The 23,944-nt window shown below is 72.0% G+C and carries 25 protein-coding genes; 10 read left to right on the top strand and 15 right to left on the bottom strand.

Annotated features, from left to right (window positions below; translation table 11 throughout):
• Positions 1–53 precede the first annotated feature (53 nt).
• Positions 54–1,535: a protein kinase domain-containing protein gene (locus QSK30_RS04035; RefSeq protein WP_285499632.1), complete on the top strand. Its 1,482-nt coding sequence runs from the start codon at positions 54–56 to the stop codon at positions 1,533–1,535.
• Between the two features lie 187 nt (positions 1,536–1,722).
• On the opposite strand, the gene QSK30_RS04030 is transcribed toward QSK30_RS04035, so the two are convergent.
• Positions 1,723–2,283, bottom strand: a complete 561-nt coding sequence (locus tag QSK30_RS04030; protein WP_285499630.1) for an NYN domain-containing protein — start codon at positions 2,281–2,283, stop codon at positions 1,723–1,725.
• A gap of 34 nt (positions 2,284–2,317) precedes the next feature.
• A complete protein-coding gene (locus tag QSK30_RS04025) occupies positions 2,318–2,662 on the bottom strand; it encodes a hypothetical protein (protein ID WP_285499628.1) in 345 nt (114 codons plus the stop codon).
• Between the two features lie 231 nt (positions 2,663–2,893).
• Here QSK30_RS04025 and QSK30_RS04020 point away from each other — a divergent pair, with 231 nt between their 5' ends.
• Complete coding sequence (locus QSK30_RS04020) at positions 2,894–3,871, top strand: recombinase family protein (protein WP_285499627.1); 978 nt, start codon at positions 2,894–2,896, stop codon at positions 3,869–3,871.
• Positions 3,868–4,704, top strand: coding sequence for an abortive infection family protein (locus QSK30_RS04015; protein WP_285499626.1), 837 nt, complete (start codon positions 3,868–3,870; stop codon positions 4,702–4,704). The genes QSK30_RS04020 and QSK30_RS04015 overlap by 4 nt, the downstream gene beginning before the upstream one ends.
• A 118-nt stretch (positions 4,705–4,822) precedes the next feature.
• Here QSK30_RS04015 and QSK30_RS04010 read toward each other — a convergent pair whose 3' ends face one another.
• Both QSK30_RS04010 and mptB read right to left on the bottom strand, forming a co-directional pair.
• Positions 4,823–5,041 (bottom strand): hypothetical protein, encoded by a 219-nt coding sequence (locus tag QSK30_RS04010; RefSeq protein ID WP_285499624.1) that lies wholly within the window; start codon positions 5,039–5,041, stop codon positions 4,823–4,825.
• A 427-nt stretch (positions 5,042–5,468) separates the two neighbouring features.
• Positions 5,469–7,076: a polyprenol phosphomannose-dependent alpha 1,6 mannosyltransferase MptB gene (gene mptB, locus QSK30_RS04005; protein ID WP_502871784.1), complete on the bottom strand. Its 1,608-nt coding sequence runs from the start codon at positions 7,074–7,076 to the stop codon at positions 5,469–5,471.
• A gap of 206 nt (positions 7,077–7,282) precedes the next feature.
• Here mptB and QSK30_RS04000 point away from each other — a divergent pair, with 206 nt between their 5' ends.
• Positions 7,283–8,593, top strand: a complete 1,311-nt coding sequence (locus tag QSK30_RS04000) for a M20/M25/M40 family metallo-hydrolase (RefSeq protein WP_285499620.1) — start codon at positions 7,283–7,285, stop codon at positions 8,591–8,593.
• Positions 8,594–8,596: 3 nt separating this feature from the next.
• Here the strand turns inward: QSK30_RS04000 and QSK30_RS03995 are convergent, their stop codons facing one another.
• The 3 genes from QSK30_RS03995 to QSK30_RS03985 all read right to left on the bottom strand — a co-directional run bounded on the left by QSK30_RS03995 (position 8,597) and on the right by QSK30_RS03985 (position 11,044).
• Positions 8,597–9,436, bottom strand: coding sequence for an NAD(P)H-binding protein (locus QSK30_RS03995; RefSeq protein WP_285499618.1), 840 nt, complete (start codon positions 9,434–9,436; stop codon positions 8,597–8,599).
• Between the two features lie 193 nt (positions 9,437–9,629).
• Entirely contained in the window at positions 9,630–10,409 is a 780-nt protein-coding gene (locus QSK30_RS03990; RefSeq protein WP_285499617.1) for a S8/S53 family peptidase, read from the bottom strand.
• Positions 10,410–10,516: 107 nt separating this feature from the next.
• Entirely contained in the window at positions 10,517–11,044 is a 528-nt protein-coding gene (locus QSK30_RS03985) for a hypothetical protein (RefSeq protein ID WP_285499615.1), read from the bottom strand.
• 118 nt (positions 11,045–11,162) lie between these two features.
• On the opposite strand from QSK30_RS03985, the gene QSK30_RS03980 reads away from it, so the two are divergent.
• The gene (locus tag QSK30_RS03980) at positions 11,163–14,258 is read left to right on the top strand and encodes a GH92 family glycosyl hydrolase (protein ID WP_285499614.1); all 3,096 of its coding nucleotides are present in this window, start codon (positions 11,163–11,165) and stop codon (positions 14,256–14,258) included.
• 461 nt (positions 14,259–14,719) lie between these two features.
• Here the strand turns inward: QSK30_RS03980 and QSK30_RS03975 are convergent, their stop codons facing one another.
• The 3 genes from QSK30_RS03975 to QSK30_RS03965 are packed head-to-tail and all read right to left on the bottom strand — an operon-like array spanning position 14,720 to position 17,323.
• Positions 14,720–15,424, bottom strand: coding sequence for a histidine phosphatase family protein (locus tag QSK30_RS03975; protein WP_285499612.1), 705 nt, complete (start codon positions 15,422–15,424; stop codon positions 14,720–14,722).
• 25 nt (positions 15,425–15,449) lie between these two features.
• Positions 15,450–16,277: an undecaprenyl-diphosphate phosphatase gene (locus tag QSK30_RS03970; protein ID WP_285499611.1), complete on the bottom strand. Its 828-nt coding sequence runs from the start codon at positions 16,275–16,277 to the stop codon at positions 15,450–15,452.
• Positions 16,274–17,323: an LLM class F420-dependent oxidoreductase gene (locus QSK30_RS03965; protein WP_285499610.1), complete on the bottom strand. Its 1,050-nt coding sequence runs from the start codon at positions 17,321–17,323 to the stop codon at positions 16,274–16,276. The genes QSK30_RS03970 and QSK30_RS03965 overlap by 4 nt, the downstream gene beginning before the upstream one ends.
• Before the next feature lie 93 nt (positions 17,324–17,416).
• Between QSK30_RS03965 and QSK30_RS03960 the strand changes: the two genes are divergently transcribed.
• On the top strand, positions 17,417–18,394 hold the full coding sequence (locus tag QSK30_RS03960; RefSeq protein ID WP_285499608.1) for an aldo/keto reductase: 978 nt from the start codon (positions 17,417–17,419) through the stop codon (positions 18,392–18,394).
• Here the strand turns inward: QSK30_RS03960 and QSK30_RS03955 are convergent.
• Positions 18,351–18,812 (bottom strand): hypothetical protein, encoded by a 462-nt coding sequence (locus QSK30_RS03955; RefSeq protein WP_285499606.1) that lies wholly within the window; start codon positions 18,810–18,812, stop codon positions 18,351–18,353. The genes QSK30_RS03960 and QSK30_RS03955 overlap by 44 nt on opposite strands.
• Before the next feature lie 261 nt (positions 18,813–19,073).
• Here QSK30_RS03955 and QSK30_RS03950 point away from each other — a divergent pair, with 261 nt between their 5' ends.
• Both QSK30_RS03950 and QSK30_RS03945 read left to right on the top strand, forming a co-directional pair.
• Positions 19,074–20,081 (top strand): YncE family protein, encoded by a 1,008-nt coding sequence (locus tag QSK30_RS03950; RefSeq protein ID WP_285499605.1) that lies wholly within the window; start codon positions 19,074–19,076, stop codon positions 20,079–20,081.
• Complete coding sequence (locus QSK30_RS03945; protein WP_285499603.1) at positions 20,078–20,290, top strand: DUF5703 family protein; 213 nt, start codon at positions 20,078–20,080, stop codon at positions 20,288–20,290. The genes QSK30_RS03950 and QSK30_RS03945 overlap by 4 nt, the downstream gene beginning before the upstream one ends.
• 68 nt (positions 20,291–20,358) lie before the next feature.
• On the opposite strand, the gene QSK30_RS03940 is transcribed toward QSK30_RS03945, so the two are convergent.
• Both QSK30_RS03940 and QSK30_RS03935 read right to left on the bottom strand, forming a co-directional pair.
• The gene (locus QSK30_RS03940) at positions 20,359–21,249 is read right to left on the bottom strand and encodes an aminoglycoside phosphotransferase family protein (protein ID WP_285499601.1); all 891 of its coding nucleotides are present in this window, start codon (positions 21,247–21,249) and stop codon (positions 20,359–20,361) included.
• The gene (locus QSK30_RS03935) at positions 21,216–21,707 is read right to left on the bottom strand and encodes a hypothetical protein (protein ID WP_285499599.1); all 492 of its coding nucleotides are present in this window, start codon (positions 21,705–21,707) and stop codon (positions 21,216–21,218) included. The genes QSK30_RS03940 and QSK30_RS03935 overlap by 34 nt, the downstream gene beginning before the upstream one ends.
• 185 nt (positions 21,708–21,892) lie before the next feature.
• Between QSK30_RS03935 and QSK30_RS03930 the strand changes: the two genes are divergently transcribed.
• A complete protein-coding gene (locus QSK30_RS03930) occupies positions 21,893–22,246 on the top strand; it encodes an ArsR/SmtB family transcription factor (protein ID WP_285499598.1) in 354 nt (117 codons plus the stop codon).
• Positions 22,243–22,731, top strand: a complete 489-nt coding sequence (locus QSK30_RS03925) for an SRPBCC family protein (RefSeq protein ID WP_285499595.1) — start codon at positions 22,243–22,245, stop codon at positions 22,729–22,731. The genes QSK30_RS03930 and QSK30_RS03925 overlap by 4 nt, the downstream gene beginning before the upstream one ends.
• A gap of 54 nt (positions 22,732–22,785) precedes the next feature.
• On the opposite strand, the gene QSK30_RS03920 is transcribed toward QSK30_RS03925, so the two are convergent.
• Together QSK30_RS03920 and QSK30_RS03915 are read right to left on the bottom strand one after the other, a co-directional pair.
• The gene (locus QSK30_RS03920) at positions 22,786–23,163 is read right to left on the bottom strand and encodes a hypothetical protein (RefSeq protein WP_285499594.1); all 378 of its coding nucleotides are present in this window, start codon (positions 23,161–23,163) and stop codon (positions 22,786–22,788) included.
• Positions 23,164–23,207: 44 nt separating this feature from the next.
• Entirely contained in the window at positions 23,208–23,882 is a 675-nt protein-coding gene (locus tag QSK30_RS03915; protein ID WP_285499591.1) for an SRPBCC family protein, read from the bottom strand.
• Between the last annotated feature and the right edge of the window lie 62 nt (positions 23,883–23,944).

Here is a 23,944-nt window from a genome sequence, read left to right as displayed (position 1 = left end):
CGTCGGACCCGGTGTTTAACATTTCTGGATCTGGTGTGAACGGAGATGGTTCGATGCGTGTTACCTGCAAGAACGGTGTGTGGGAGCTCGGCGACCGGATCGGTGGGGGCGGCTACGGCCAAGTGCTGGAGGCGCGTTCCGAGTCGGGGGTGAACGGTGCGGTCAAGCTGGTGCCGAAGGAGCCTGGCGCGGAGCGCGAACTGCTGTTCGCGGAGCTGGACGGGGTCCGCAACGTCGTGCCGATCATCGACGATGGTGAGACCGACGACGCGTGGGTGCTGGTCATGCCACGCGCGGAACGCTCTCTGGAAGAACATCTCAAGCAGGTCGACGGCTCTCTCGACGTCGGCTCGGCCGTGGCGGTGCTGCGCGACATCGCGGTGACGCTGGCCGATCTGGAAGGCCGCGTCGTGCACCGTGACCTGAAACCGGGCAACGTGTTGCTGCTCGACGGCCACTGGTGCCTGGCCGATTTCGGTATCGCCCGCTACGCGGACGCCACGACCGCCCCGGACACGCGCAAGGGTGCCTTCTCCGTGCTTTACGCGGCCCCGGAACGGTGGAGCAACGAACGTGCCACCGCCGCCACCGACGTCTACTCCTTCGGGTGCATCGCCTACGAACTGCTGTCGGGCGCTCCGCCGTTCACCGGCGGGTACGTCCACGAACTGCGCGAGGCGCACCTGCACGGCGACGTGCCGCACCTGGTGTCCGCCCCGGCGGTACTGGCCGCGTTGGTGGAGGAGTGTCTGTACAAGTCCCCGCAGGCCCGCCCCAACGCCGTGAACCTGGTCAAGCGCCTCGAACGCGCGGCCGAACAGGCTGCCTCACCCGGGTTGGCCGCGTTGCAGGAGTCCAACCGCGCCCAAGCCGTCAGCAAGGCCGCGTCGGTGCGAGCGGAGTCCGTGGCGCAGTCGGAGCAGCAGCGGCGCGCAGGGTTGTTCGAGGCGGCCACGCGCAGCTTCACCAGGATCGCCGACGCCTTCAAGGACGCGTTGACCAGTAACGCCCCGGGAGCCACCGTCCGGGCGGTGCGCGGTGGCGGCTGGGAGATCCACTTGGGGCAGGCTGTGCTCACCCTGACCGGTCCCACGCGGACGGCGGAATCGGCGTGGGGTTCGTGGGACCGCCCTGGCTTCGACGTGATCGCGCACGCCGAGATCGATCTGCTCATCCCGGCCGATAGGTACGGCTACGAGGGGCGCAAGCACTCGTTGTGGTTCTGCGACGCCGCCCCCACCGGCCAGGGCAGTTACCAGTGGTTCGAGACGGCGTTCATGGTGTCGCCCCTGCTCAACCGGCCGGTGCGGCAGGATCCGTTTGCCCTCGACCCCGGCACGGAGGCGGCCAAGGCACTGTGGACCGGCATGGCGGAGTGGCAGCTTGCCTGGCCGTTCACACCGCTGACCGTGGACGACCTGGACGAGTTCATCGGCAGGTGGGCGGGATGGTTGGCCACAGCCTCGAACGGCAGGCTGAGCCACCCCAACTCGATGCCCGAACGGCGCCCGGAGAACAGCTTCCGCCGCCGTTGACCACCATGCGCGGCCGCACGTACCGGCCAGCTGACCGGTTGGTCGCACGGAACCCCGCCGTGCCAGCGCACCGCAGCTGTGCGCCTTCATCACAGCGTCCTGGCCGCTGGCCAGGACGCTGTGATGTTGCTCGACCTCGACCGGCGGGGCGCGATCCGCGCACGCGGCTGCTTGGCCGTTGGTGCAGTCATGAGATAGACGGCGGCCTGGACAGGTAGTCGAAGTGAGGGTCGAGCTCGACGAACTCATCGGCTGTGTCGCGGAGCTCGCGGCTGACGGCGTGCTTCCAGGACACGACCCGCACTCCGAGACCGCGCCCCTGCAACGAGCGGATCGTGGGCAGGAAGTCGCCGTCACCGGCGGCCAGGACTGCCATGTCCCCCTTGTCGGACTTCATGTAGGTGAAGGAGTCCTCCAGCATCTTGGTGGCCAGGGCGGTGTCGACCTGCTTCTCCTTGTTGGTGAAGACGCTGCGGTCGAAGGTCACCACCTCGAAGTCGGCGTCGCGGACCTTCTGCCAGATGCTGTCGTTCTCCGGTGGTCTGGAGCCGAACAGGATCGATCTGCCCACGAACTGGTCCGGTGGACAGAGCAAGTCGTAGAACTTACCGAAGTCGTAGGTCCAGGGTGCGGTGATCTGTCGTGCCATCGCGGTGCGGACGTCGGGGGCCAGGCCGGTGCGGACCGCTTGGATGCGTTGGCCCTCGATCCAGATGTTGGAGTTGTCGACGTAGACGTACAGGGTCATGGGAGTGCCTTTCTTGTAGTGGGGAAACGCGGGGTCAGCCACAGACGAGCTGCCGGATCTGGCGCAGCAGGTCCTCGGCTTCGGAGCCGCCGATGGACCGGAGAGTCTCGTCGCCCCGGTCGCTAGGGTTCAGGACCGCCTTGATGATGTCGGCGACCGGGCTGCCCAGCAGGTAGAGCCGCACCACGTCCTCCTGGTTCGGTGGAAGCTCCTGGGGTAGGTGTCCGAGACCGTGTGATTCGAGGGCCCGGCTGATCTCGGTGCGTACGTGTACCCCGAGTCGACCCGCCCCTTGGATCTTCTTGAGCGTGTCCATCGTGGTCTTGCGCAGTCCGTCGTTGTTCGCCACTGCGGTGCGCAGTGCCTCGTAGCTGTCCACCCGACCTCCATGATTAATTGCCAATCTCTACTAAAGATGAACAGTAAAGGCTATCCACTGACTCCACAAGGGCCATCCGGCCTAGTCACTTCTCAAAACGATCCATTTCGAGAAGGATGCCGAGAGCACCTCCGAGACGGCCTACGCAGGCCGGTTATTCTCTCACAACCCGTTCTCACTCAAACCGTGTCGCCACCTAGTTTTGAGAAATGTTTGTGAGAGGATTCCGGGGTGAACAGCGAGTTGGAACCCGCCGTCCCGTCCGACGCCGATGAGGTCGAGCGGCACCCGTGCCCCCGCTGCGCGGTCCAGCCGGGTTCGCCGTGCCGGTCCCGCTCCGGCGCGGTCGCCACCACCTACCACACCGGCCGGTTCACCAAGGTGCCCCGACTGGCCAAGCTGCTGCGCGTGCCCGTCCCCGCCGACCGCTCACCGGGTCAGCCGTGGCGGCCGGGCACCCCGCCCCCGGCGCCGATCCCCGACGACCGCCCGGCCGCCGACATCCGCATCGGCTACGCCCGCTGCTCGCACCTCACCCAGGAGCTGCGCACCCAGCTCGACGCGCTGGCCGCGCACGGCATCCCGGCCGACAAGGTCTTCGCCGAGAAGGTCTCCACCCGCGTGCGCGTGCGTCCCAAGTTCGAGAAGGCTCTCGACACCTGCCGGCAGATCAAGGCCCACGCCCCGCACTGCCGGGTCATCCTCACCGTCTACGAGATGAAGCGACTGGGCCGCGACTCCGCCGAGCTCACCGCGCTGGCCGACCACCTCACCGCCCACGGCATCGCCCTGGAGATGCTCGCCGGACCCCTCACCGGCATCTACGACCCGTCGGGCAGCGGACGGATGCTGTTCGCGTTCTTCGCCGCGATGGCCGAGACCGAACGCGAGAACATCCGCGAAGCCACCCTCGAAGGACTCAACACCGCCGCCCGCAAGGGAAACCACGGCGGACGCCCGCCGGTCATCACCGAGGACATGCTGCACACCGTGCTGCGCCGCCGCGCCCGCGGCGAGTCCGTCGAGGACATCCGCCCCGACCTGATCATCCCCACCGGCAAGAACAAGGGCCGCAACCCCAGCCTGGCCAGCATCTACCGCGCCCTGGCCGACCACGAACGCCGCCAGCGCCACCCCGACGCCGTCGCCGCCGCCCACGCCGAGTTCACGGCCGCGGCACCAACCCACCAGGACAAGGCCCGAGCGTGAAAGATCTGATCAGCCGCAGCACCCGTGGCCAGTTCCGCCAGCTCATGACCGACATCAGCAGCTACAGGCGCGTCGCCGACGCATTCCAGGACGAGGGCTTCGCCCCCAACCCCGACTGCACCTGGGACGACTCCAGCGTGCGGCGGACCACCACCCAGCAGTACCTCGAATCCGTCGACTGGACCGACCCCGCCCACGTCGGCCGTGCCTGTCGGGCATTCGAGCGACTGCTCGCCGAATGGGCCCCCGACACCGCCGACCTGCAACGCTTCCACCACTCCTTACGCCGCGACGGCTGCACCGTCGACTCCACGACCGGCCGGATCACCCCGCCCACCGACCCCACCCCACTTCGGACGCTGCGGTCCCTGGCCGCCCTCACCGACCCCTCCGCCATCCAGGAACAACTCGACCGCATCCAGCGCGCGATCATCGACGACCCAGCCCTGGCCATCGGCAGCGCCAAGGAACTCATCGAGAGCACCGCCAAGGTCGTACTCACCGAACGCGGCCGCCCAGTCAACGACAAAGACGACCTCCCCGCACTCGCACGCGCCGCCCAGCAAGCCCTCGGCCTACACCCCTCCACCAGCTCGCCAGGCCCCGACGGCAGCGACGCCGTCCGCAAGATCCTCGGCGCCGTCACCACCATCGCCACCGGCCTCGGCGAACTCCGCAACCGCGGCTACGGCACCGGCCACGGCGCAGCAGGCCCCCGCGTCGGACTCCACCCCCGACACGCCCACCTCGCCGTCAACGCCGCGGTCACCTGGTGCCAACTCCTACTCGACACCCTCACTGACCCCGACGCCCCCTGGCACAAGACCCCCTGACCGCCTACCGACCCGGCCGAACCACCGTCGACCGGGAACACCGACCCAATGTTCTCCCGCACGGCAACACCTCGGGATCCAGCAGACCAACGGCTAATCGTTGTTTTCTCGGCGTGCGCTACCGGAGGGCCTGGTCGGCCAGTGCCGTCCGGTACGGCAGTCGTCGCTCAACCAGTCGCGCGGCGCCCTCGACGATCTCGGCTAGGTCCGCGGTGATCCGCTCGCGGCTCATGTTCGGCGAGCACGGGCCGTCGTCCTCGACCGGGGTCGGGTCGAGGCCCATCATCGTGTAGCAGGGGAAGCGGGCGATGTCGGGCAGCACCGAGTGGAACGGCACGCCGGTGAAGTAGTACTCGGGCCACTTGTTGCTCGATCGCCTCCAGCCCGGCGGCGGTGTAGGTGGTGGCCGTGCGGCCGTCGGCGGCGCGCTTGCCCACGAGCAGGAACGTCGCGTCCGGGAACCGGTCGGCCGGCGCGTGATCACCAGCTGCCACGACCGCACCGACGGATAGCGCGACCGGTCGCGCTGCCGCCGGGCAGGAGCGCGATCCGGACCTCGGGTGCCGGCAGCGGCGGGGTGATCGCCGGCCGGAAGCGCTCGCCGCACGAGTACGGGGGCCAGGTGGTTTCGAATGACCCGCGACGCCGAAGGTGTTCCCGCTGAAACGGGCTCGGGCGGCGTCGTAGTAGCGCGAGACGAGGTTCACCGACAGCGACGGCGCGGCTCGACCCTGGCGGGTCGAGCCGCGCCGGACAACCGGTTTTCAGACCTTCGCGGTCGGTGGCACGCGCACGGAGACGAGCTCCTCGTGGTCGCTGAACAGCCGCAGCGGGTCCGGGCGCAGCAGCGAGATGCCCGCCAGGATCGAGACCGCGACGGCGCCGGCGATGAACGCCCAGTTGTAGAGCAGGTCCTCGCCCGCGGGCGAGTAGGTGAGCACCAGGAACACCGCCGCGCTGACCAGGATCGCCAGCTGCCGCCGCTGCCAGGGCAGCGCCGCGGCGATCACGAAGCCCCAGGTGAGGTACCAGGGCAGGGTGGCGGGCGAGAGGACCGCGACGGCGAAGAGCACGAACGACATCCGGCGCACCGCGTCCGAGCCGCCCGCGCGGGAGAGCCACCACTGCCGGATGCCGATGGTGAAGAAGATCAGGCCGCCGATGACCCGGGTGGTGTTGACGAACCAGGACTTGTTCGTGGTGAAGAAGATGTCCACGACCGCGTGCAGGAACTCGCCGACCGCGGTCGGGATCGAGAGCCAGTTGACGATCATCGTCGGTGCCTGCAGGGCCTTGAACCAGCCCAGGTTCACCCCGGCCAGCAGGGTCGCCACGGCGAAGGTGGCCACGAACGTGCCGACCGCCGCGGCCAGCGCGCGGGCGAAGTTCTTCCAGAACGTCGACTTGAGGTGCCCGGCCCACACCCACACCAGGAACGGCAGCGCGATCGCCGCGGTCGCCTTGACCGCGGCGCCCAGGGTGACCAGCACGATGCCCAGCACGTGCTTGCGCTCGAGCACGCACAGCGTGCCCGCGGCCAGGAAACCGACCATCAGCAGGTCGTTGTGCGGGCCGCCGACCAGGTGCACGACCGTCATCGGGCCCGCGACCGCCAGCCACAGCGTGGTCGGCAGGTGCCCGCCGAGGTGGCGGACCAGCCCGGGCAGCGCCCACAGCAGCAGGCCGAGGCCGATCATCAGCACCAGGCGCATCAGCACCACGCCTAGGATCATGTTGGTGCCGCCGACCCAGGCCACGCCCTTGGCCAGCAGGATGAACATCGGGCCGTAGGGCGCCGGGGTGGTCTGCCAGAACGGGTGCACGTTCTGCACGACCTCGGGCAGGCCCAGCACGATCGGGCCGACCGCGTACGGGTCCTGCCCGAACAGCGGTAGCGAGCCCTGGGCGATGTAGGAGAACACGTCGCGGGTGAACACCGGTGGGGAGATCACCAGCGGCGCCATCCAGCAGGCGGCGGCCACCAGGACCGGTCGGGAGCCGACCCGGCCCGCCAGCACGTGCCTGCCCAGCCGCACCCAGGCCCACACCACCAGGCCGAAGCCGAGGTAGAGCAGGCCGGTGGCGAGCATCTGGCCGTGGCCGTAGCGGATCCAGGACAGCGGGCCGTGGCCCAGGACCGGGTCGTGGACCAGCACACCCGCCGCGCCGAACGCGCTGAGCAGGATCAGCAGGCTGCCCGCGGTGCCCAGCGCGATCGTGCGCACGGGCAGCGGGCTGGGCCGAGTGTCGGGGTGGTCGGTGCGACCATCGCCACCGGCCTCGGCGGGTGCTGCGGGCTCTGCTGCTGCGTCTGCGTTCTCGTCGACCAAGGACTCTTCCACGTCTGGAGACGGATCTGTGCTGGTGGCCATCGGGGGTTGAGATTACACAGGGCACGACCGGGGCCTTCGCGCAATGGTCGTTCCGGGGGGACTGGCGGGGTGCGGGTGGTCACACCGCGTCGCCGCCGTCGGGCCGGCGGCGGCCGCACGGGTACTTCCGGGTGAGGTGGGCTCGCGTTGCACGCCGTGCTTCAGTGTGACCACTGTTGGGCTACTGGACCACGGAGAGGACGCGCATGACCCAGCCGGTGGAGGACCTGTGTGCCGAGTTGATCCGGTTCGACACGACCAACCGCGGTCACGGGCAGGGCAACGGTGAGCGGGAGGCGGCCGAGTTCGTCGCCGACCGGCTGACCGACGCCGGACTCAAACCGGTGCTGCTCGAGCGCGCGCCCTACCGCAGCAACGTGCTGGCCCGGGTGCCCGGGTCGCGCCCGGACCTGGGCGCGGTGCTGGTGCAGATGCACCTGGACGTGGTGCCCGCGGACAAGGACGAGTGGGCGGTCGACCCGTTCGCGGGCGAGATCCGCGACGGGTACGTGTGGGGTCGGGGCGCGGTGGACATGAAGGACATGTGCGCGACCGTGCTGACCGTGTTGTCCCGGTGGGCGGCGCGGGGGCAGGTGCCCGAGCGCGACATCGTGCTGGCCTTCGTCGCCGACGAGGAGGACACCGGCACCTACGGCGCGCACTGGCTCGTCGAGGAGCACCGCGAGCTGTTCGAGGGGTGCGTGGTGGCGGTCGGGGAGTCGGGCGGCTACACCGTGCCCACCCGGCGCCCGGACGGGTCGCTGGCCCGGATCTACCCGGTGGGCACGGCCGAGCGCGGGGTCGCGCACCTGCTGCTGACCGCCACCGGGCAGGCCGGGCACGGGTCGCGGCGCAACGACGACAACGCGGTGGTCAAGCTGGTCGATGCGCTGCACCGGCTGTCCGCGCACGAGTGGCCGGTGGTGCTGACCCCGGCGGTGCGCGCCTACCTGGAGCGGGTGGGCGCCGAGCTGGGTGTCGAGGTGGACCTGGGGTCGGCGGCAGGCGTGGACGCCACGATCGGCCGGTTCGGGGTGGCGGCGAAGCTGGTGGAGAACACGGTGCGCAACAGCACCCGGCCGACGGTGCTCTCGGCCGGGTACAAGGTCAACGTGGTCCCCCGGGTGGCGCACGCGCAGGTCGACACCCGGGTGCTGCCGGGCACCGAGGAGGACCTGCTCGCCGAGGTCGACCGGCTGCTCGGGCCGGGGGTGCGCCGGGAGTTCATCGGGCACCAGCCGCCGGTGCAGGCCCGGGTCGACTCGCCGTGGTTCGACGCGATGGCCGCGGCGCTGCGGGCGCCCGACCCGGCGGCGGTGGTGGTGCCCTACTGCATGGGCGGGGGCACCGACGCCAAGGCGTTCTCCCGGTTGGGCATCGAGTGCTTCGGGTTCGCGCCGCTGCTGCTGCCGGAGGGCTTCGACTACCGGGCGATGGCGCACGGGGTGGACGAACGGGTCCCGGTCGAGGGCCTGCGCTTCGGGGTGGAGGTCCTCGACCGGTTCCTGTCCGGCTGAGCCTCAGCGCAGGCGCGCGGCGTTCTCGGTGACCCACTCGCGCAGGGTGCGCGGCGGGGTGCCGGTGAGGCGTTCGACGGTGTCGAACACGCGCCAGTCCCAGGCGGCGGCCTGGCGCTTGATCTCGAACAGCTCGTCGACCCAGTGCCCGCCCCAGCCGCGGCGCTCGAAGTCGGCGCGGGTCTGCGCGGCGGTGCGCTCGACCACGGTGATCGGGTGGCCCAGGACCTCGCCGATGACCTCGGCCTGCTGTTGGGCGGTGAGTGCCGCGCCGCCGGTGAGCGGGTAGGTCCGGCCCTCGTGGCCGGGCGTGGTGAGCACGAGCGCGGCCACCGCGGCGATGTCGCGCGGGTGGATCATCGCCGAGACCGGCGGGTCCTCGGTGACGTGCAGGGCGCGCTCGGCGCGGATGGTCTCGGCGCTGCCGAGCAGGTTCGACATGAAGGTGCCCGGTCGCAGGACAGTCCACGGCAGGCCGGCCTTGGCCAGCACCCGCTCGCCCGCGCGGTGGCCGGTGCTGATCGGGTCGGTGGCGCCGAACTCGACGCCGGTGGTGGACAGCCGCACCAGGTGGGCCACGCCCGCCCGGCGAGCGGCGTCGACCACGGCGTGGTCGTGGCTGGTGTCATGCCCGGGGACCAGGACGAACACCCGCTCGGCGCCGTCGAACGCGGCGGTCAGGGAGTCGGGCTGGTCGAGGTCGCCCGCGACGACCTCGACGGCGGGGTCGAACCGGGTCTTGCCGGGGGTGCGGGTGACGGCGCGGACGGCCGAGCCGCCGTCGACGAGCAGGCGGACGAGCTCGGACCCGACGGTGCCGGTGGCACCGGTGATGACGATCATGACTTCTCCTCGAAGCTGACACGCGGAAGACGCCGTCGCGTGGACGGCGGAGAACGATGCCGCCGGACGCGTGGCCCGGCGCGGATCGGCCCTCTTGGGCCTCTCGACCGCGGGTCCGCCTCGACGGCGGAGCGGCCCTCCCTGTGCTTCTAGGACTCCCTCAGCGAGATCTCGGGGGTAGGACGCGGCGACGCTAGCAGCCGGGTCCGCGCGGGCGCACCGGGTTTTCGGCGCGGTCGTCGGTGCGCGGGGTCTGGGCGTAGCGGGCCAGGAACTCGTGGGCGCGCTCGGCGTCGAGCAGCGGCGGTCCGGACCGGCGGGGGTTGGTGGCGCCGATCAGCAGCGCCGAGCGGAGCTGGGCGGCCCGCGCGGTCGGGAACAGCGACCACAGCAGCGCGGCGGTGCAGGCGACCACGGCCGCGGCGACGCCGTTGCCGGTCGCCGGGCCCAGCGGCCCGGGCACGTCCTCCCCCGGCGCGAACACCCCGCGCGGCTCCGCCCCGGGTTCCTGGTCGACGAACCAGCTCGCCCGGCCCGACGCCGCGCATGACAGGACCGGCAGCACCCACGGGTGCGCGGCCACGGGGCCCGGGGTGGCGCCCGAGGCGATCACGAGGGTGCCGTGTTCGCTCGCCCGGTCGAGTTCCTCGTGCAGCAGGCGGGTGCGGTGCTCGGTGCCGGGGCCCAGCGGGAGGCTGACCAGGGTGATCCGCGCGGTGCGGGCGCGCAGGGCGGCGGCCAGGTCCTCGGGTGGGCTGCCCGGGGCGAGCGGCCGGGTGCGCACCGGCGAGTCGGGGCAGATCCCCAGGGCCGCGCTCCCGCCCACGGCGGCCAGGTGCGGCGCGTCGGTGGCGGTGGCGAACACCTCGACGGGCTCGGTGCCGGTGGTGGGCCTGCGCACCACTCGGGTGAGCCGGACCAGGTCGAGGAGCGGTGAACGAACCCGCGTGTGCGGCACGGAACGGGAGATCACGGCCTAACCACCCCTGCCAGTGCACGATCGACTCACGATCGAGTGATGTCCAGACGCAGACTGTAGTCGGCCGCCCGCTCGGGGTGAGCACTCCAAGTGAGTGGTTCTCAGGCCTGGGTGATGCGCACCGCGTCACCGGAGAAGGCGCGCACGGCCTCGAGGATCTCGTCGCGGTCGCGGGTGAACAGCCGGGTGTCGACCGGCAGGCCGGGCCCGGAGGCCACCGGCCACGCGTCGCGGCGGTGCAGCCCCTCGACGCCCGGGGTGCCCGGGGTGACGCTGGGCCGGACCCGGAAGTACAGCGTGGGACCGTCGACGACCACGGACCGCAGCGCGTCCCACGGCAGCACCGCCGGTCCCTGCCCGGTCGGCAGGCGCACGCCGGCCAGGTCCACCATCAGCGGGCTCGAGCGCCGCTTGGCGCCGAAGAGGTAGCCGCCACCCTTGACCGCGGCGACGGCCACCGCGACGACCAGCACGGCGAGCGCCACGACCGGCGGACCCCAGCCCGCAGCCAACGCCACCAGGGCGCCGACCGCGACCAGGCCCGCGCCCGCCACCCACGGCACGACCGGGCGCAACCAGGCGTCCTGGTCGACCTCGGCGATGAACAGCTCCCCGACCCCCGGCGCCACAGCGCCCCCTTCCGTCTCCCCCGTCGACAGCCCCGACCCTAACCCGCCTCCCGGACCCCGGTCCCGCCACCGGCCGGAACACTGAGCGACCGGCCGCCACCGGGCGTAACTTGATCACATGAGTGCCTTCCGCACCTCGTTCGAGGCCGACGACCCGGTGCCCACCTGGAACGACACCCCGGACCTGGGCACCGAGCCCGCCGGGATCACCCTGCGCACCCGCGTCGGGGCCGGGCCGCGGTCGGCCTACGCGGCGAAGGCGGGCGTGGGGTTCTCCGGGACGCGGTCGCTGCGCTACGAGGGCGCGGCCGCCGCGCCCGGGCGGGCGGTGAACCGGCTGTTCTGGTCAGACCTGCTGGTGCGCAACGGAATGCGACTGTCCTATGTGGTCTTCCCGGAGTTCGGCGACCTCCGGTACCCGAGCACCTTCGTCGCGGTCGACCTGGTCTTCGCCGATGGCACCCGGCTCTCCGAGCTCGGCGCCACCGACCAGCTCGGCTTCGCCCTGACCGCGCGCGCCCAGGGCGAGTCGCGGGCGCTGTTCCCCGAGCAGTGGAACCACCGCGTGGTCGACCTCGACGTCGCCGCGGGCCGCACGGTGGCGCGGATCGTGCTCGCCTACGACAGCCCGCACGGCCCGGTGGACTTCGCGGGCTGGGTCGACGACCTGGCCGTCGAACCGGTCCCCGCGCCGCCCGCGCACCCGGTGGACCGGATCCTGACCACCCGCGGCACGCACTCCACCGGCACCTTCTCCCGTGGCAACACCGTGCCCGCCACGGCGGTGCCGCACGGGTTCAACTTCTGGATCCCGCTGACCAAGGCCAGGGTCACCAACTGGTCCTACGCCTACCACCGGGACAACACCGCGGCGAACCGCCCGGCGCTGCAGGCGATCGGGCTCAGCCATCTGCCCAGCCCGTGGATGGGCGACCGGCACACCTTCCACTTCATGCCCACCACCGGCACCCGGGTCGGGCGCCGCGCCCGCGCGCTCACCTTCGACCGCGCGAACGAACAGGCGCTGCCCCACCACTACGCGGTCCGCTTCGACAACGGCGTGCGCGCGGAAGTCGTGCCCACCGACCACGCCGCCGTGCTGCGCTTCGGTTTCCCGCCCGGGCCGGCGAACCTGGTGCTGGACAACGCGGGGATCCTCGGCGGCACCGGCGCGGTCGCGGTCGACGGGAACACGATCACCGGCCACACCGATGTCCGGAGCGGGCTGTCGGTGGGCGCGGGCCGGATGTACCTGCACGCGGTCGTCGACGGCGAGGTCGTCAGCGCGCGGCACCGGCGGCGCGGCTTGGCCTACGGGCAGACGATGCTGCTGCGGTTCGCCCCCGGCACCAGCGAGGTGACCGTGCGGGTGGCGACCTCGCTGATCAGCCCCGAGCAGGCCCGCCGCAACCTGGCCGAGACCGACTCGTTCGACGCGGTGCGCGAGCGCGCCCGGGCGGCGTGGGCGGCGGTCACCGACGTGATCGAGGTCGAGGGCGCCACCGACGACCAGCTCACGACGCTCTACTCGTGCCTCTACCGGCTCTTCCTCTACCCGAACTCCGGCTACGAGGAAGGCCCCCGCTATGCCAGCCCGGTCAGCCCACCCGCGGTGGTCGACGGGAAGGTGTTCGTCAACAACGGTTTCTGGGACACCTACCGCACCTGCTGGCCCGCCTACGCCCTCTTCGCGCCCGCGCGCTGCGGGGAGTTGATCGACGGGTTCGTGCAGCAGTACCGCGACGGCGGTTGGGTGTCGCGGTGGTCCTCCCCCGGTTACGCGAACCTGATGACCGGCACCAGTTCCGACGTCGCCTTCGCCGACGCCCACGGCAAGGGCGTGCGCGGGTTCGACGAGCGCGACGCCTACGACGCCGCCCTGCGCAACGCCACCGTGGTGCCGCCGAACGAGAGCGTGGGCCGCAAGGGGTTGGCCGCCTCGATCTTCCGGCACTACACGCCGATGAGCACCGGCGAGGGTCTGTCCTGGGCGTTGGAGGGCTGCCTCAACGACTTCGGCATCGCCACCATGGCCGCCGCCCTCGGCGACGAGGACAACCACGCCTACTTCCTCGACCGCGCGCGGCACTACGCGCACCACTTCGACCCCGCCGTCGGCTTCTTCCAGGGCCGCGACGGCGGGTTCCGGTGGCCGCCGGAGGCCTACGAGCCGCGGACGTGGGGCTACGACTGCACCGAGACCAACGGCTGGACCACGGCGTTCGCGGTGCCGCACGACCCGGCGGGCCTGGCCGAGCTGCACGGCGGCCCGTCGGCGCTGGCGGACAAGCTCGACGAGTACTTCGCCACCCCGGAGACCGCGGCGTTCCCCGGCTCCTACGGGCGCCCGATCCACGAGATGACCGAGGCCCGCGACGTGCGGATGGGCCAGTACGGGCACAGCAACCAGCCCGCCCACCACATCGCCTACCTCTACACCCAGCTCGGGCGGCCGTGGCGCACCCAGGCGCTGGTGCGCGACGTGCTCGCCCGGCTCTACCAGGGCAGCGCGATCGGCCAGGGCTACTGCGGCGACGAGGACAACGGCGAGATGTCGGCGTGGTACCTGTTCAGCGCCCTGGGCCTCTACCCGCTGCGCGTGGGCAGTCCGGTCTACGCCATCGGCTCCCCGCTGTTCCGGCGCGCCGTGGTGCACCTGGCGAACGGGCGCGACCTGGTGGTCTCGGCGCCGGGGAACAGCCCGCGCGACGTCTACGTGCAGAGCCTGCTGGTGAACGGCGAACCGTGGGACCGGGCGTGGATCGACCACGAGGTGCTCACTGCGGGCGCCCACCTGGAGTTCACCATGGGCCCGGAACCGTCGGACTGGGGTGCCGACCACCTCGCCACCCCGATCGGCCACGGCCCGCCGCTGCGCGACATCACCCAGGGCATACCCGGCGTGGTCTTCGACGACGACGCGCTGACCGAGTCCACTGTGGAGGGTTCGGTGCAGCTGACCGGCGAGCCCGCCGAGGTGGTGCTCTACACCTTGACCTCGGCGGGGGCGGGCCCCGACCCGACCGCGTGGGCCCTGCACGGCTCCGACGACGGCCAGACCTGGCACGAGCTCGACGCCCGCGCGGGCGAGGTATTTCGGTGGCGCAGGCAGACCAGGGCGTTCAAGATCCCGGTGTCGAGCCCGCACCGCCACCACCGCCTCACCTTCGACGGCGCGGTCCGGCTCGCCCAGATCCAACTGCTGGCCAGATGAGGGGACCACCGTGCGCGGCGACGACCCGTCCGGGGCGAACTGGGGGTACCTCGACGCCTTCGCCGCGACGGTCGCCGCGCACCTGCTGATCTTCGGGTGGACCGACACCAGCGCGCCGGGGCTGGCCGTCGGCGGTGCCGCCACCGCGCTCTTCGTCTACGAAGGGGCGTGGGCCAAGGCGCGCGAGCGCGCCCGGTTGCGACAGGCCGGTCCGCCCACCCGGATCACCGCCGCGGTGCTGGAACCGGGCGACCGCACGGGCTGGGCCGTGTTCCCCGACGGCGCACGCGCCAAGTTCACCCTTGTGTCGCGGTGCCCACCCGAGATCAGCGCGGACCTCATCGAGCACCGCCGCCTGTGGGTGGTCGGCCCAGCGCGGGAAGGTGAGGTCGCGGTCGCACTGCCCGGTCGGGACCTCTTCGGGGTGGTGCGCTTCGCGATCACGCGGTCCGCGGGTGCGGTCAGGGGTGGCCGGTGGTGCCGCCGACCGGCGCCTCGCCCGCCTTCTCCAGGTCCTCCCCCGGCTTCGGCTCGGGTGGAACTACCCCCGCCAGCTCCGAGCCGGAGTCGTTGAGCCGCAGCACGAACGGGCGGGTCGCGGTGTAGCGCACCACGCTCACCGACGCCGGGTCGACCACGATCCGCTGGAACGAGTCCAGGTGCTGGCCGAGCGCGTCGGCCAGGATGGACTTGATGACGTCGCCGTGGCTGCACAGCAGCCAGACCGCGCGGTCGCCGTGCGCGGCGGTGACCCGCGCGTCGTGCGCGCGGACCGCGGTGACCGCCCGCGACTGCACCCCGGCCAGGCTCTCCCCGCCGGGGAACACCGCGCCGGAGGGGTGCTGCTGCACGACCTTCCACAGCGGCTCGGCGAGCAGGTCCTTGATCGCCTTGCCGGTCCAGTCGCCGTAGTCGACCTCCGCGAAGGAGTCCTCGACCAGCGGGGTCAGCCCGCGCGCGGCGGCCAGCGGGGCGAGGGTCTGCGCGCAGCGCAGCAGCGGCGAGCGCACGACGGAGTGCAGCGCCACCGAGGCGAGCCGGTCGACCAGCGCCTCGGCCTGCCGCTGCCCGGACTCGTCGAGCTCGACGCCCTCGCTGCGCCCGGCGAGCACACCGGAGCCGTTGGCGGTCGAGCGGGCATGCCGGAGGAGTACGACTGTGGCCACGGGTCCGACCCTATTCGGTCGGCGCTCAGGTGGGCGAGACGACCCCGGTCGCCAGCAGCGCGCAGAGCACCGCGCCCAGCGCGATCCGGTACCAGACGAACGCGCTGAAGCTGTGCTTGGAGACGTACTTGAGCAGCCAGGCCACGCTGGCGTAGCCGATCACGAACGCGACGACGGTGGCCACCACGGTCTGCGGGATCGACGCCTGCGGTCCGGGCCCGGAGCGGTCGAGCACGTCCGGGATGCTGAAGATGCCCGCGCCGAACACCGACGGGATGGCCAGCAGGAACGAGTACCGGGTGGACGACTCGCGGGTCAGCCCGAGGAACAGGCCCGCGGTGAGCGTGCCGCCCGAGCGCGACACCCCGGGGATCAGCGCCATCGCCTGCGCCAAGCCCATGATCACGCTGTCCTTGAGGGTCAGCGTGTCGCGGCTCTGCCGGGCGGTCTCGTCGGCGATGGCCAGGAACACCGCGAACACCATCATCACGATCGCGGTGATCCACAGGTTGCGCAGGTCGGTGCGGATCTGGTCCTTGAAGATCACCCCGAGCACGGCGATCGGGGTCGAGCCGATGATCACGTACCAGGCCAGCCGGTAGTCCGGGTCCTGCCGGGCCTCGGCCTTGACCAGGCCGCGGAACCAGGCCTTGAGCATCCGCCAGATGTCCTTGGCGAAGTAGATCACCACCGCCAGCTCGGTGCCGAGCTGGATCACCGCGGTGAACGAGGCGCCCGCGTCCTGCTTGAACAGCAGCTCGGAGACGATGCGCACGTGCGCCGAGGAGGAGATCGGCAGGAACTCGGTCAGTCCCTGGACGACCCCGAGGATGATGGCCTGGAACCAGTTCAACTGCCGACTCCCGCGCGATCAAGAGCGTCCACGGCCACCCGCAGGGCGGCCTTGCTTCGCTCCAGATCTTGCAGGATCGGCGAAACGGTCAGCGTGGTGACCCCCGACTCGGCCAGCCCCTGCATCTTCTCGGCGATGCGCTCCACCGGTCCGAGCAGCGAGGTGGAGTCCAGGAAGCCCAGCGGCACCGCGGCCGCGGCACCGGCGTAGTCGCGCTCGAGGTAGCGGTCCTGGCACTGCGCCGCCTCGGCCTCGTAGCCCATCCGGGCGGCCAGGTTGTTGTAGAAGTTCTGCTCCCGACTGCCCATGCCGCCGACGTAGAGTGCGGCGTAGGGGCGCACGGTGTCCGCGGCGGCGCGCCAGTCGTCGCCGACCACCAGCGGGGTGGTGGGCACGACGTCGAACCCGTCGAGGGTCTTGCCCGCCTTGGCCCGGCCCTTGGCGATCAGCTCCAGCGACTCGCGGCCGTGCTCGGGCGAGTAGAAGATGGCCAGCCAGCCGTCGGCGATCTCGCCGGTGAGCTCGAGGTTCTTGGGTCCGATCGAGGCCAGGTAGATCGGGATCTCCGCGCGCACCGGGTGCACGGTGAGCTTGAGCGGCTTGCCCGGGCCGTCGGGTAGCGGCTGGGTGAAGTGCTGACCCTGGTAGTCGACCCGCTCGCGGCGCAGCGCCGAGCGGACGATCTCGACGTACTCGCGGGTGCGGCCCAGCGGCTTGTCGAACTTGACCCCGTACCAGCCCTCGGAGACCTGCGGGCCGGACACGCCCAGGCCCAGCCGGAACCGTCCGCCGGACAGCGTGTCCAGGGTCGCGGCGGTCATCGCGGCCATCGTCGGGCGGCGCGCCGGGATCTGCAGGATCGCGCTGCCCACGTCGATGCGCTCGGTCTGGGCGGCCACCCAGGCCAGCACCGTCGGCGCGTCCGAGCCGTAGGCCTCGGCCACCCAGGCCACCGAGTAGCCCAGCCGGTCGGCCTCCTTCGCCAGCTCGAGGTTCGCGGCGTCGTTCCCGGCACCCCAGTAGCCCATGTTCAGTCCCAGTCGCATGGGCCAGAGGTTACTCATCGGTAGCGGTCGGCCACCAGTGGGCCGGAGTGGCGTGTCCGGCGCGGCGTGTCGGGCCGCCTAGGCTGCTCGGTCGTGGAACAACGACACCTCGGGCGCAGTGGGCTGCTGGTGTCCCGGATGGGCCTGGGCACGCTGACCTGGGGCGGGGACACCGGCGCCGACGAGGCGGCCGCCCAGCTGGCCGCGTTCGTCGAGGCGGGCGGCACCCTGGTCGACACCGCCGACGTCTACGCCGACGGCGAGGCCGAGCGGCTGCTCGGCGGCCTGCTCGACGACCTGGTGCCACGCGAGCGGGTCGTGCTGGCCACCAAGGCCGTGGCCCGCCGCCACGACGGGCCCTTCGGCGGCGGCGCCTCCCGGGGCGCGCTGCTCGCGGCCCTGGAGGGGTCGCTGACCAGGCTGGACACCGACCACATCGACCTGTGGCAGCTGCACGCCTGGGACGACGCCGTCCCACTGGAGGAGACCCTCGCCGCGGTCGACGCCGCGGTGCGCAGCGGCAAGGTGCGCTACGCGGGCCTGTCGAACTACGCGGGGTGGCAGACCGCCTCAGCGGCCGCCCGGCAGGCGTCCGTGCCCGGCGCGGCGCCGCTGGTCAGCACGCAGGTCGAGTACTCGCTCCTGGAGCGCGGCGTCGAGCGGGAGGTCGTGCCCGCGTGCCTGCACCACGGTCTGGGGGTGCTGCCGTGGGCGCCGCTGGGTCGGGGCGTGCTCACCGGCAAGTACCGCACCAGCACGCCCGCGGACTCGCGTGGCGCCTCGGCGGTGTTCGGCCCGTACGTGGAGCGCCACCGCACCGATCGGGCCGCGCGGATCGTGCAGGCCGTGGTCACCGCGGCCGACGGGCTGGGCACCTCGCCGCTGGCCGTGGCGCTGGCCTGGGTGCGCGACCGGCCCGGGGTGGTCGCCCCGGTCGTGGGCGCGCGGGACACCCTCCAGCTGCGCGGTTCGCTGGTCGCGGAGGACCTGACGCTGCCCGCGGCGATCCGGGCGGCGCTCGACGACGTCAGTGGTGTCGAGTTCGGTTATCCGGAGCGACGTCTGCCCTGACCTCGTCGGGTTCGCCCAAGTGGGACTCGCCGGGCTGGAAGTAGTCGCGCACGTCCGCGCGGTACATCTGCGCCGCGGCGGCGGTGACCAGCAGCATCGAGAGCGCGACGCCGACGAGGTCCACCGGCCCGGTCGACAGTCCGAGCACCAGCACGACGCCGAGCACGGCCAGCAGCAGCGCGGCGGCCCGGGCCCAGTCGCGGCCCGCGCGCACGCTCAGCGCGAACCAGGCGCTCAGTCCCATCGGGACGATCGCGAGCGAGAGGTCCTGCCCGGAGGCGTTGGCCAGCAGGGCGAGGTGACCGCCGGTGACCGCCACGTGGGCCAGCAGCAGCGTGCTGGCGACGCGCACCGGTGCCGGTGGGTCGGCCGGGTCGGCATCGCCGAAGATGGGCAGGTGCGTCGGATCGATCGCCATTGATTCCTCCTGCACTCGTGCCTGCTGGGTCGACTTGACCACCCTGGGTGTTACAAAACGATGTCAACTTCACCCAGCCGGGTCAGTTACCCACCGGATCCAGTGATTCCGCACGTCACGGCATTGGCATGATCGGCATGCCGGGTCGCGTCGCCGGGTGTCCGGTGGGTGAGACACCCCGCAGGCCCGGACGTGGCTCCTGGTCGACGGGTGCGGGATGCTGGAGGCTGGTCCCCAGCTCGCCCGTCGTCGGAGGTCTGTTTGTCCCGCCTGGTCGTCCCCGCAGTCGCCGCCCTCACCGTGGTCGCCACCCTCGCCGCGGGCTGCTCCTCGGACGGCACACCGCAGGACGAGCTCATGGTCTCCGGCGACCCGGTCGCCGCCACCGCTGCCCGCTCCCCCGCCCCGGCGGTCACGCCCGCGGGCACCGTGCTGCCGCTGGCCGACCCGGTCACCGCCCTCGCCGTGGACGAGCGCACCCGTACCCTGGCCGTCGCCGCGGGCAGCACCGTCCACCTCTACGACCTCGACACCCCGGACAAGGCGCCCCGCGCGGTGACCCTGCCCGGCGCCGCGTCGGCGCTGACCCTCGCGAGCCCGGGCGGGCCGCTGCTGGCCGCCCTGCCCACCGGCGTCGCGCGCGTGTCGCTGCCCGACGCCGTGGTCACCGAGACGACCCTGGACGGTGGACCCGCCGACGCCGTGTCCTACCAGGGCAGCACGCTGGTCGCGGTCCGCGACCGCAAGGGCGTGGCGGTGCTCGACGGCGACCGGGTCCAGCGGGTGATCTCCGGCGGTCTGCTCAGCGCCGACCAGGTATTCAGCACCGGCCCCGGCGCGGTCGTGCTCGACCGGCTGCGCAACGCGGTCTTCCAGCTCGACGTCGGCAAGGGCACCGTCGGGCAGGGCCTGCGCGCGGGCGAGGGCGCCACCAACGGTGTCGTCGACCGCTACGGGCGCGTCCTGGTCACCGACACCCGCGGCGGCGCGCTGCTCGCGTTCTCGCTCGACCCGCTGCTGATGCGCCAGCGCTACCCCGTGCCGGGCGCGCCGTTCGCCATCGCCTACGACGCCGAGCGGGACCTCGCCTGGGTCACGCTGACCGCGACCAACGAGGTGGTGGGCTACGCCGTGGGCGGCGAGGAACCCCGTGAGCGGTACCGGTTCCCCACTGTCGGCCAGCCCGACGCCGTGGCCGTCGACCCGGGCAGCGGTCTCGTGGTGGTCGCGTCCGGCAACGGAGGAGGGGTGCAGGTGGTGCGGCCATGAGCGACGGGGTGATCGACGGGGATTGGGAGTACCGGCCGCTGCGGCTGCCGCCGGGGGTGTCGCGGGTGACGGCGGCCACGCAGCTGGCGATCCACGCGGAGTTCAGCGGGTGGGAGCTGTCCAACGTGCGCCTCTACGCCGACGGCACCCGCAAGGTGTGGCTGCGCCGCAAGCGGCGCAAGAGCGAGCTGCCGGGCGTCATCGTCTGAACCGCTGAACCGCTGAACCGTTGAACTGCACAGCCTGATCCGTGCCCTCTGATCTGCCGCTGCTCGGGTCAGCCGGTGATCTCGTCGAGCTTGGCCATGGCGGCGTCGTCGAGCTCGTCCGGCGCGGGCAGCACGGCGGTCAGCCCCCAAACCCGGCCACGCGCCCAGGTGGCGTCGTCGACACCGGCCGCCGCGCGGAAGTCGGCGCGGGCGTCCGCGTCGAACAGGGTCCACGCCGCGATCATGTCCACCGCCGGGTCGCCCACCGCCAGCGTGCCGAAGTCGATCACCGCGGTGAGCCGGTCGCCGACGGCGAGCAGGTTCCCGGGTGCGTTGTCACCGTGCACCCACACCGGCGCGCGGTCCCAGCGCGGCGCGTCCAACCCGGCCTGCCACACCGCGTGCAGGCGGGCGGTGTCCACGTGATCGGCGAGGGCGTCGATGCGTTCGCGCAACCGCCACGCCACAGCCGCCGAGTCGCGGTCGTCGTTCAGGTCCACCCCGCGGAAGCCGTTGCTCCACTCCGGTGGTGGCCCGCCGGTCGCGTCGGCGGTCCAGAGCGCGGTGCCGAACCCGGCCAGGTCCACAGCCGCTTGGGCTTGGTCGAGGCGGTCGGGGTGGGCGCGATCCCCCGGGAGCCAACGGTAGACCGACCACGGGAACGGGTAGGTCGGGCTCGCGGCGCCCCGGGCGAGCGGGACCGGGACCGTCAGCGGCAGAAGTGGCGCCAGGTGCGGCAACCAGCGGTGTTCGCGCTCGACCTGCCCCACCCACCGCTCGAACCGCGGCAGCCGCACCGACATGTCCACGCCCAACCGGAAGGTCGCGTTGTCCACGCCCGGTTGGGCCACCGGCTCGACGGGCAGTCCGGCCCAGTGCGGGAACTGTTGGGCGACAAGGTGTTCCACCATGTCGACGGTGATCGTCACCGCGGCGGCAGATTTGTCTCTTGTGGACAAACGGAGGCTCCTGGGGTGTCGGGTCCCCGTCCATCAGAGCGGTTCCGGAGCCGCGCGTCCACCGAGTTTCCGACGGCCACCACGGCGAAGCCCAGGCAGGTTAGCGCCTGGTAGACCGCCGAGGCGGTCGTGCTGGAGGCGATGAACATCAAATTCGCGTCCCCGGGGGCCCACCAGCGCAGTACCGCGCCGAAACCGTAGGCGTGCCACAGGCTCCACGCCGCGCCGTACACGACGAGGCCCCACCCCCAGGCGTGTCTGCCCCGCACCGCGACGATCAACGCGACCAGCGTGGGCACCGTGAGCACGAGTCCCACCACGCCGACCACCGCCACCACGAACCAGTAGACCATCCAGTCCTCCATGCCCGGCGGTGGACTGGACAGGAAGAACCAGGCGAACAACTGTGCCGAGGTGACGCACAACGCCACCCAGTGCACCCAGCGCGCACATCTCATCGAACCCCCATCGACACCGCGATCCTGCCAGACGCGAGCGCGGTGCTGCCACCATGATCCAGAGCCGTGATCCAGTGCCGCCGTGCCGGGGAGAACACCTCCTCGGCGGACCGGCGGGACGCGTCGACGACGACTGTCCACTCACCACTTGCGCTCCCGGTCGACAGTCCCTAATGTACAACCGTGTGGTTGTAGATGAGCTCGACGCCGACGAGGTGGACCGCGTGTTCCACGGACTGGCCGACGCGACCCGGCGCGACATCGTCGTGCAGGTGCTGCGCCGGGAGCAGTCCGTGTCCACCCTGGCCCGCCGGTACGACATGAGCTTCGCCGCCGTGCAGAAGCACGTCGCGGTGTTGGAACGCGCCCTGCTGGTCACCAAGCAGCGGCGCGGGAGGGAGCAGATCGTGCGGGGAAACCCCGACATCCTGCGCCGGGCCGCCCGGCTGCTCGACGCCTACGAGCAGATCTGGCACCACCGCGCCCGGGCGATCGAGGACATCCTGTCCGAGGACCGAGAGAAGAGGACCGAGTCGTGACCGTTACCAGCACGCACAAGGACGTCGAGGCGTTGACCTTGACGTTCGTGGCCGAGTTCGACGCCCCGGTCGAGCGGGTCTGGCAGGTGTGGGCGGACCCGCGCCAGCTGGAACGCTGGTGGGGCCCGCCGACCTGGCCCGCGACCTTCGAGGTGCACGACTTCACCGTGGGCGGCCGGTCCGGCTACCATATGACCGGCCCGGAGGGCGAGAAGCCGCGCGGCTGGTGGCGGTTCACCGCGATCGAGGCCCCGCACCGGCTGGAGTTCGAGGACGGCTTCGCCGACGACGGCGGCGAGCCGGTCAGCACCATGGACCCCACCCGCAACGTGGTCACCCTGGAGGCGACCGACGGCGGGACGCGGATGGTCACCGTCACCACCTTCGCCGGCGCCGAGCAGCTCGAGCAGCTGCTGGCCATGGGCATGCAGGACGGCATGCGGCTGGCGATGGGGCAGATCGACGAGATCCTCGCCGAGGGCTGAGCGACTGCTGTGGGCCGGACGGGATGCTCCGTCCGGCCCACAGCAGTGCCCTGCTCAGACGACCTTTTCGCCGGAGCGTCCACGCAAGACGTGGTGCGCGATGGCCACGGCGACGCCGGTCGCGACAAGACCCGCGGTGGCGGTGGGGCTGAGGTACTTCGACAGGCTCGGCGCGCTGCTCGGCCCGATCAGCCAGAGCGCCACCGGCGCGGCGTAGGCGGCCCCGAGAGCGCCCGCCCACCAGCGGAGTGCGCGTGAGCGCGGGTTGCGCAGGGCGCCCACCAGCACGACGGCGATCGGGATGCCCGCGATCAGGGCGAACTGGCCGAGCACCAGGGCGGGTGCGGCCCAGACCGCGATCAGGACGGCGCGCGAGCCGCGATCGGTGTGGTCGGGTCGCACCGCGGTGGCGGTCGCTATTGCTGTGGTCATCGTCTTTCTCCTCCAGGGCGTGGGTTCGGGCGCGTGGTCCGGGCTCAGTGGTCGCAGGAGCGGGCCTCGGCGGCGCGCTTGAGGTCGGCCAGCCAGAAGTCGAGACCCGGCGCGAGGTACTGGGTGGCGGTGTCCGGGTCGGCCTCGACCTGGGCGCCGGTCCAGCTCTCCTCGGTGCGGACGATGACGCCGCCGTGGACCTCGGTGAAGGTCCAGACGTGGATGCCCTGGTCGATGCGCAGCCCGTCGCCGATCGCGGGCCCGCTCCACCGGACGCAGCGCTCGCGCTGGACCTGCTGGACCGACGAGGTGATCACCAGGGTGGTGGCCGGGGTCGCCGGGGTGGGGGGCGCCGGGGTGGTCCAGCGGAACCGCGAGCCCGCGCGCAGCGGTCCCGGGGTGAGGCGCTTCATCGTGGTGACGGCCGTCTGCCAGGACGGCCAGCCCTCCAGGTCGGTGTGCACCCGCCAGACGGTGCTCAGCGGCGCCTCGACGAAGGTCTCGGTCCGGTAGTGGATCTTCGCGGCGGGGTCGATGCCCTTGCCCTGGCAGGTCAGCGACGTGGCGCGGCCGGAAGTGACGTCCTGGCCTGCGGTGGCGGCCTGGGCGGGCGTGGCGACACCGAGGAGCCCGGCGGCCAGCGGGACCGCGACCAGGGCGGCGCGCAGGCGGACCGAGCGCGCGGAGGTGGCGCGGGTGGACCTGTGGTTGTCGATCATGCTTGGCTCCCCGACTTGTTAGCGGCTCTTCGAATAGTTAGAAGCTATAACTCGCCGAGTCG

This window comes from Actinokineospora sp. NBRC 105648 (assembly GCF_030269645.1).
GTDB lineage: Bacteria > Actinomycetota > Actinomycetes > Mycobacteriales > Pseudonocardiaceae > Actinokineospora.
The sequence above is the reverse complement of the archived record's forward strand: the minus strand, read 5'-3'. Positions and strand labels throughout refer to the sequence as shown.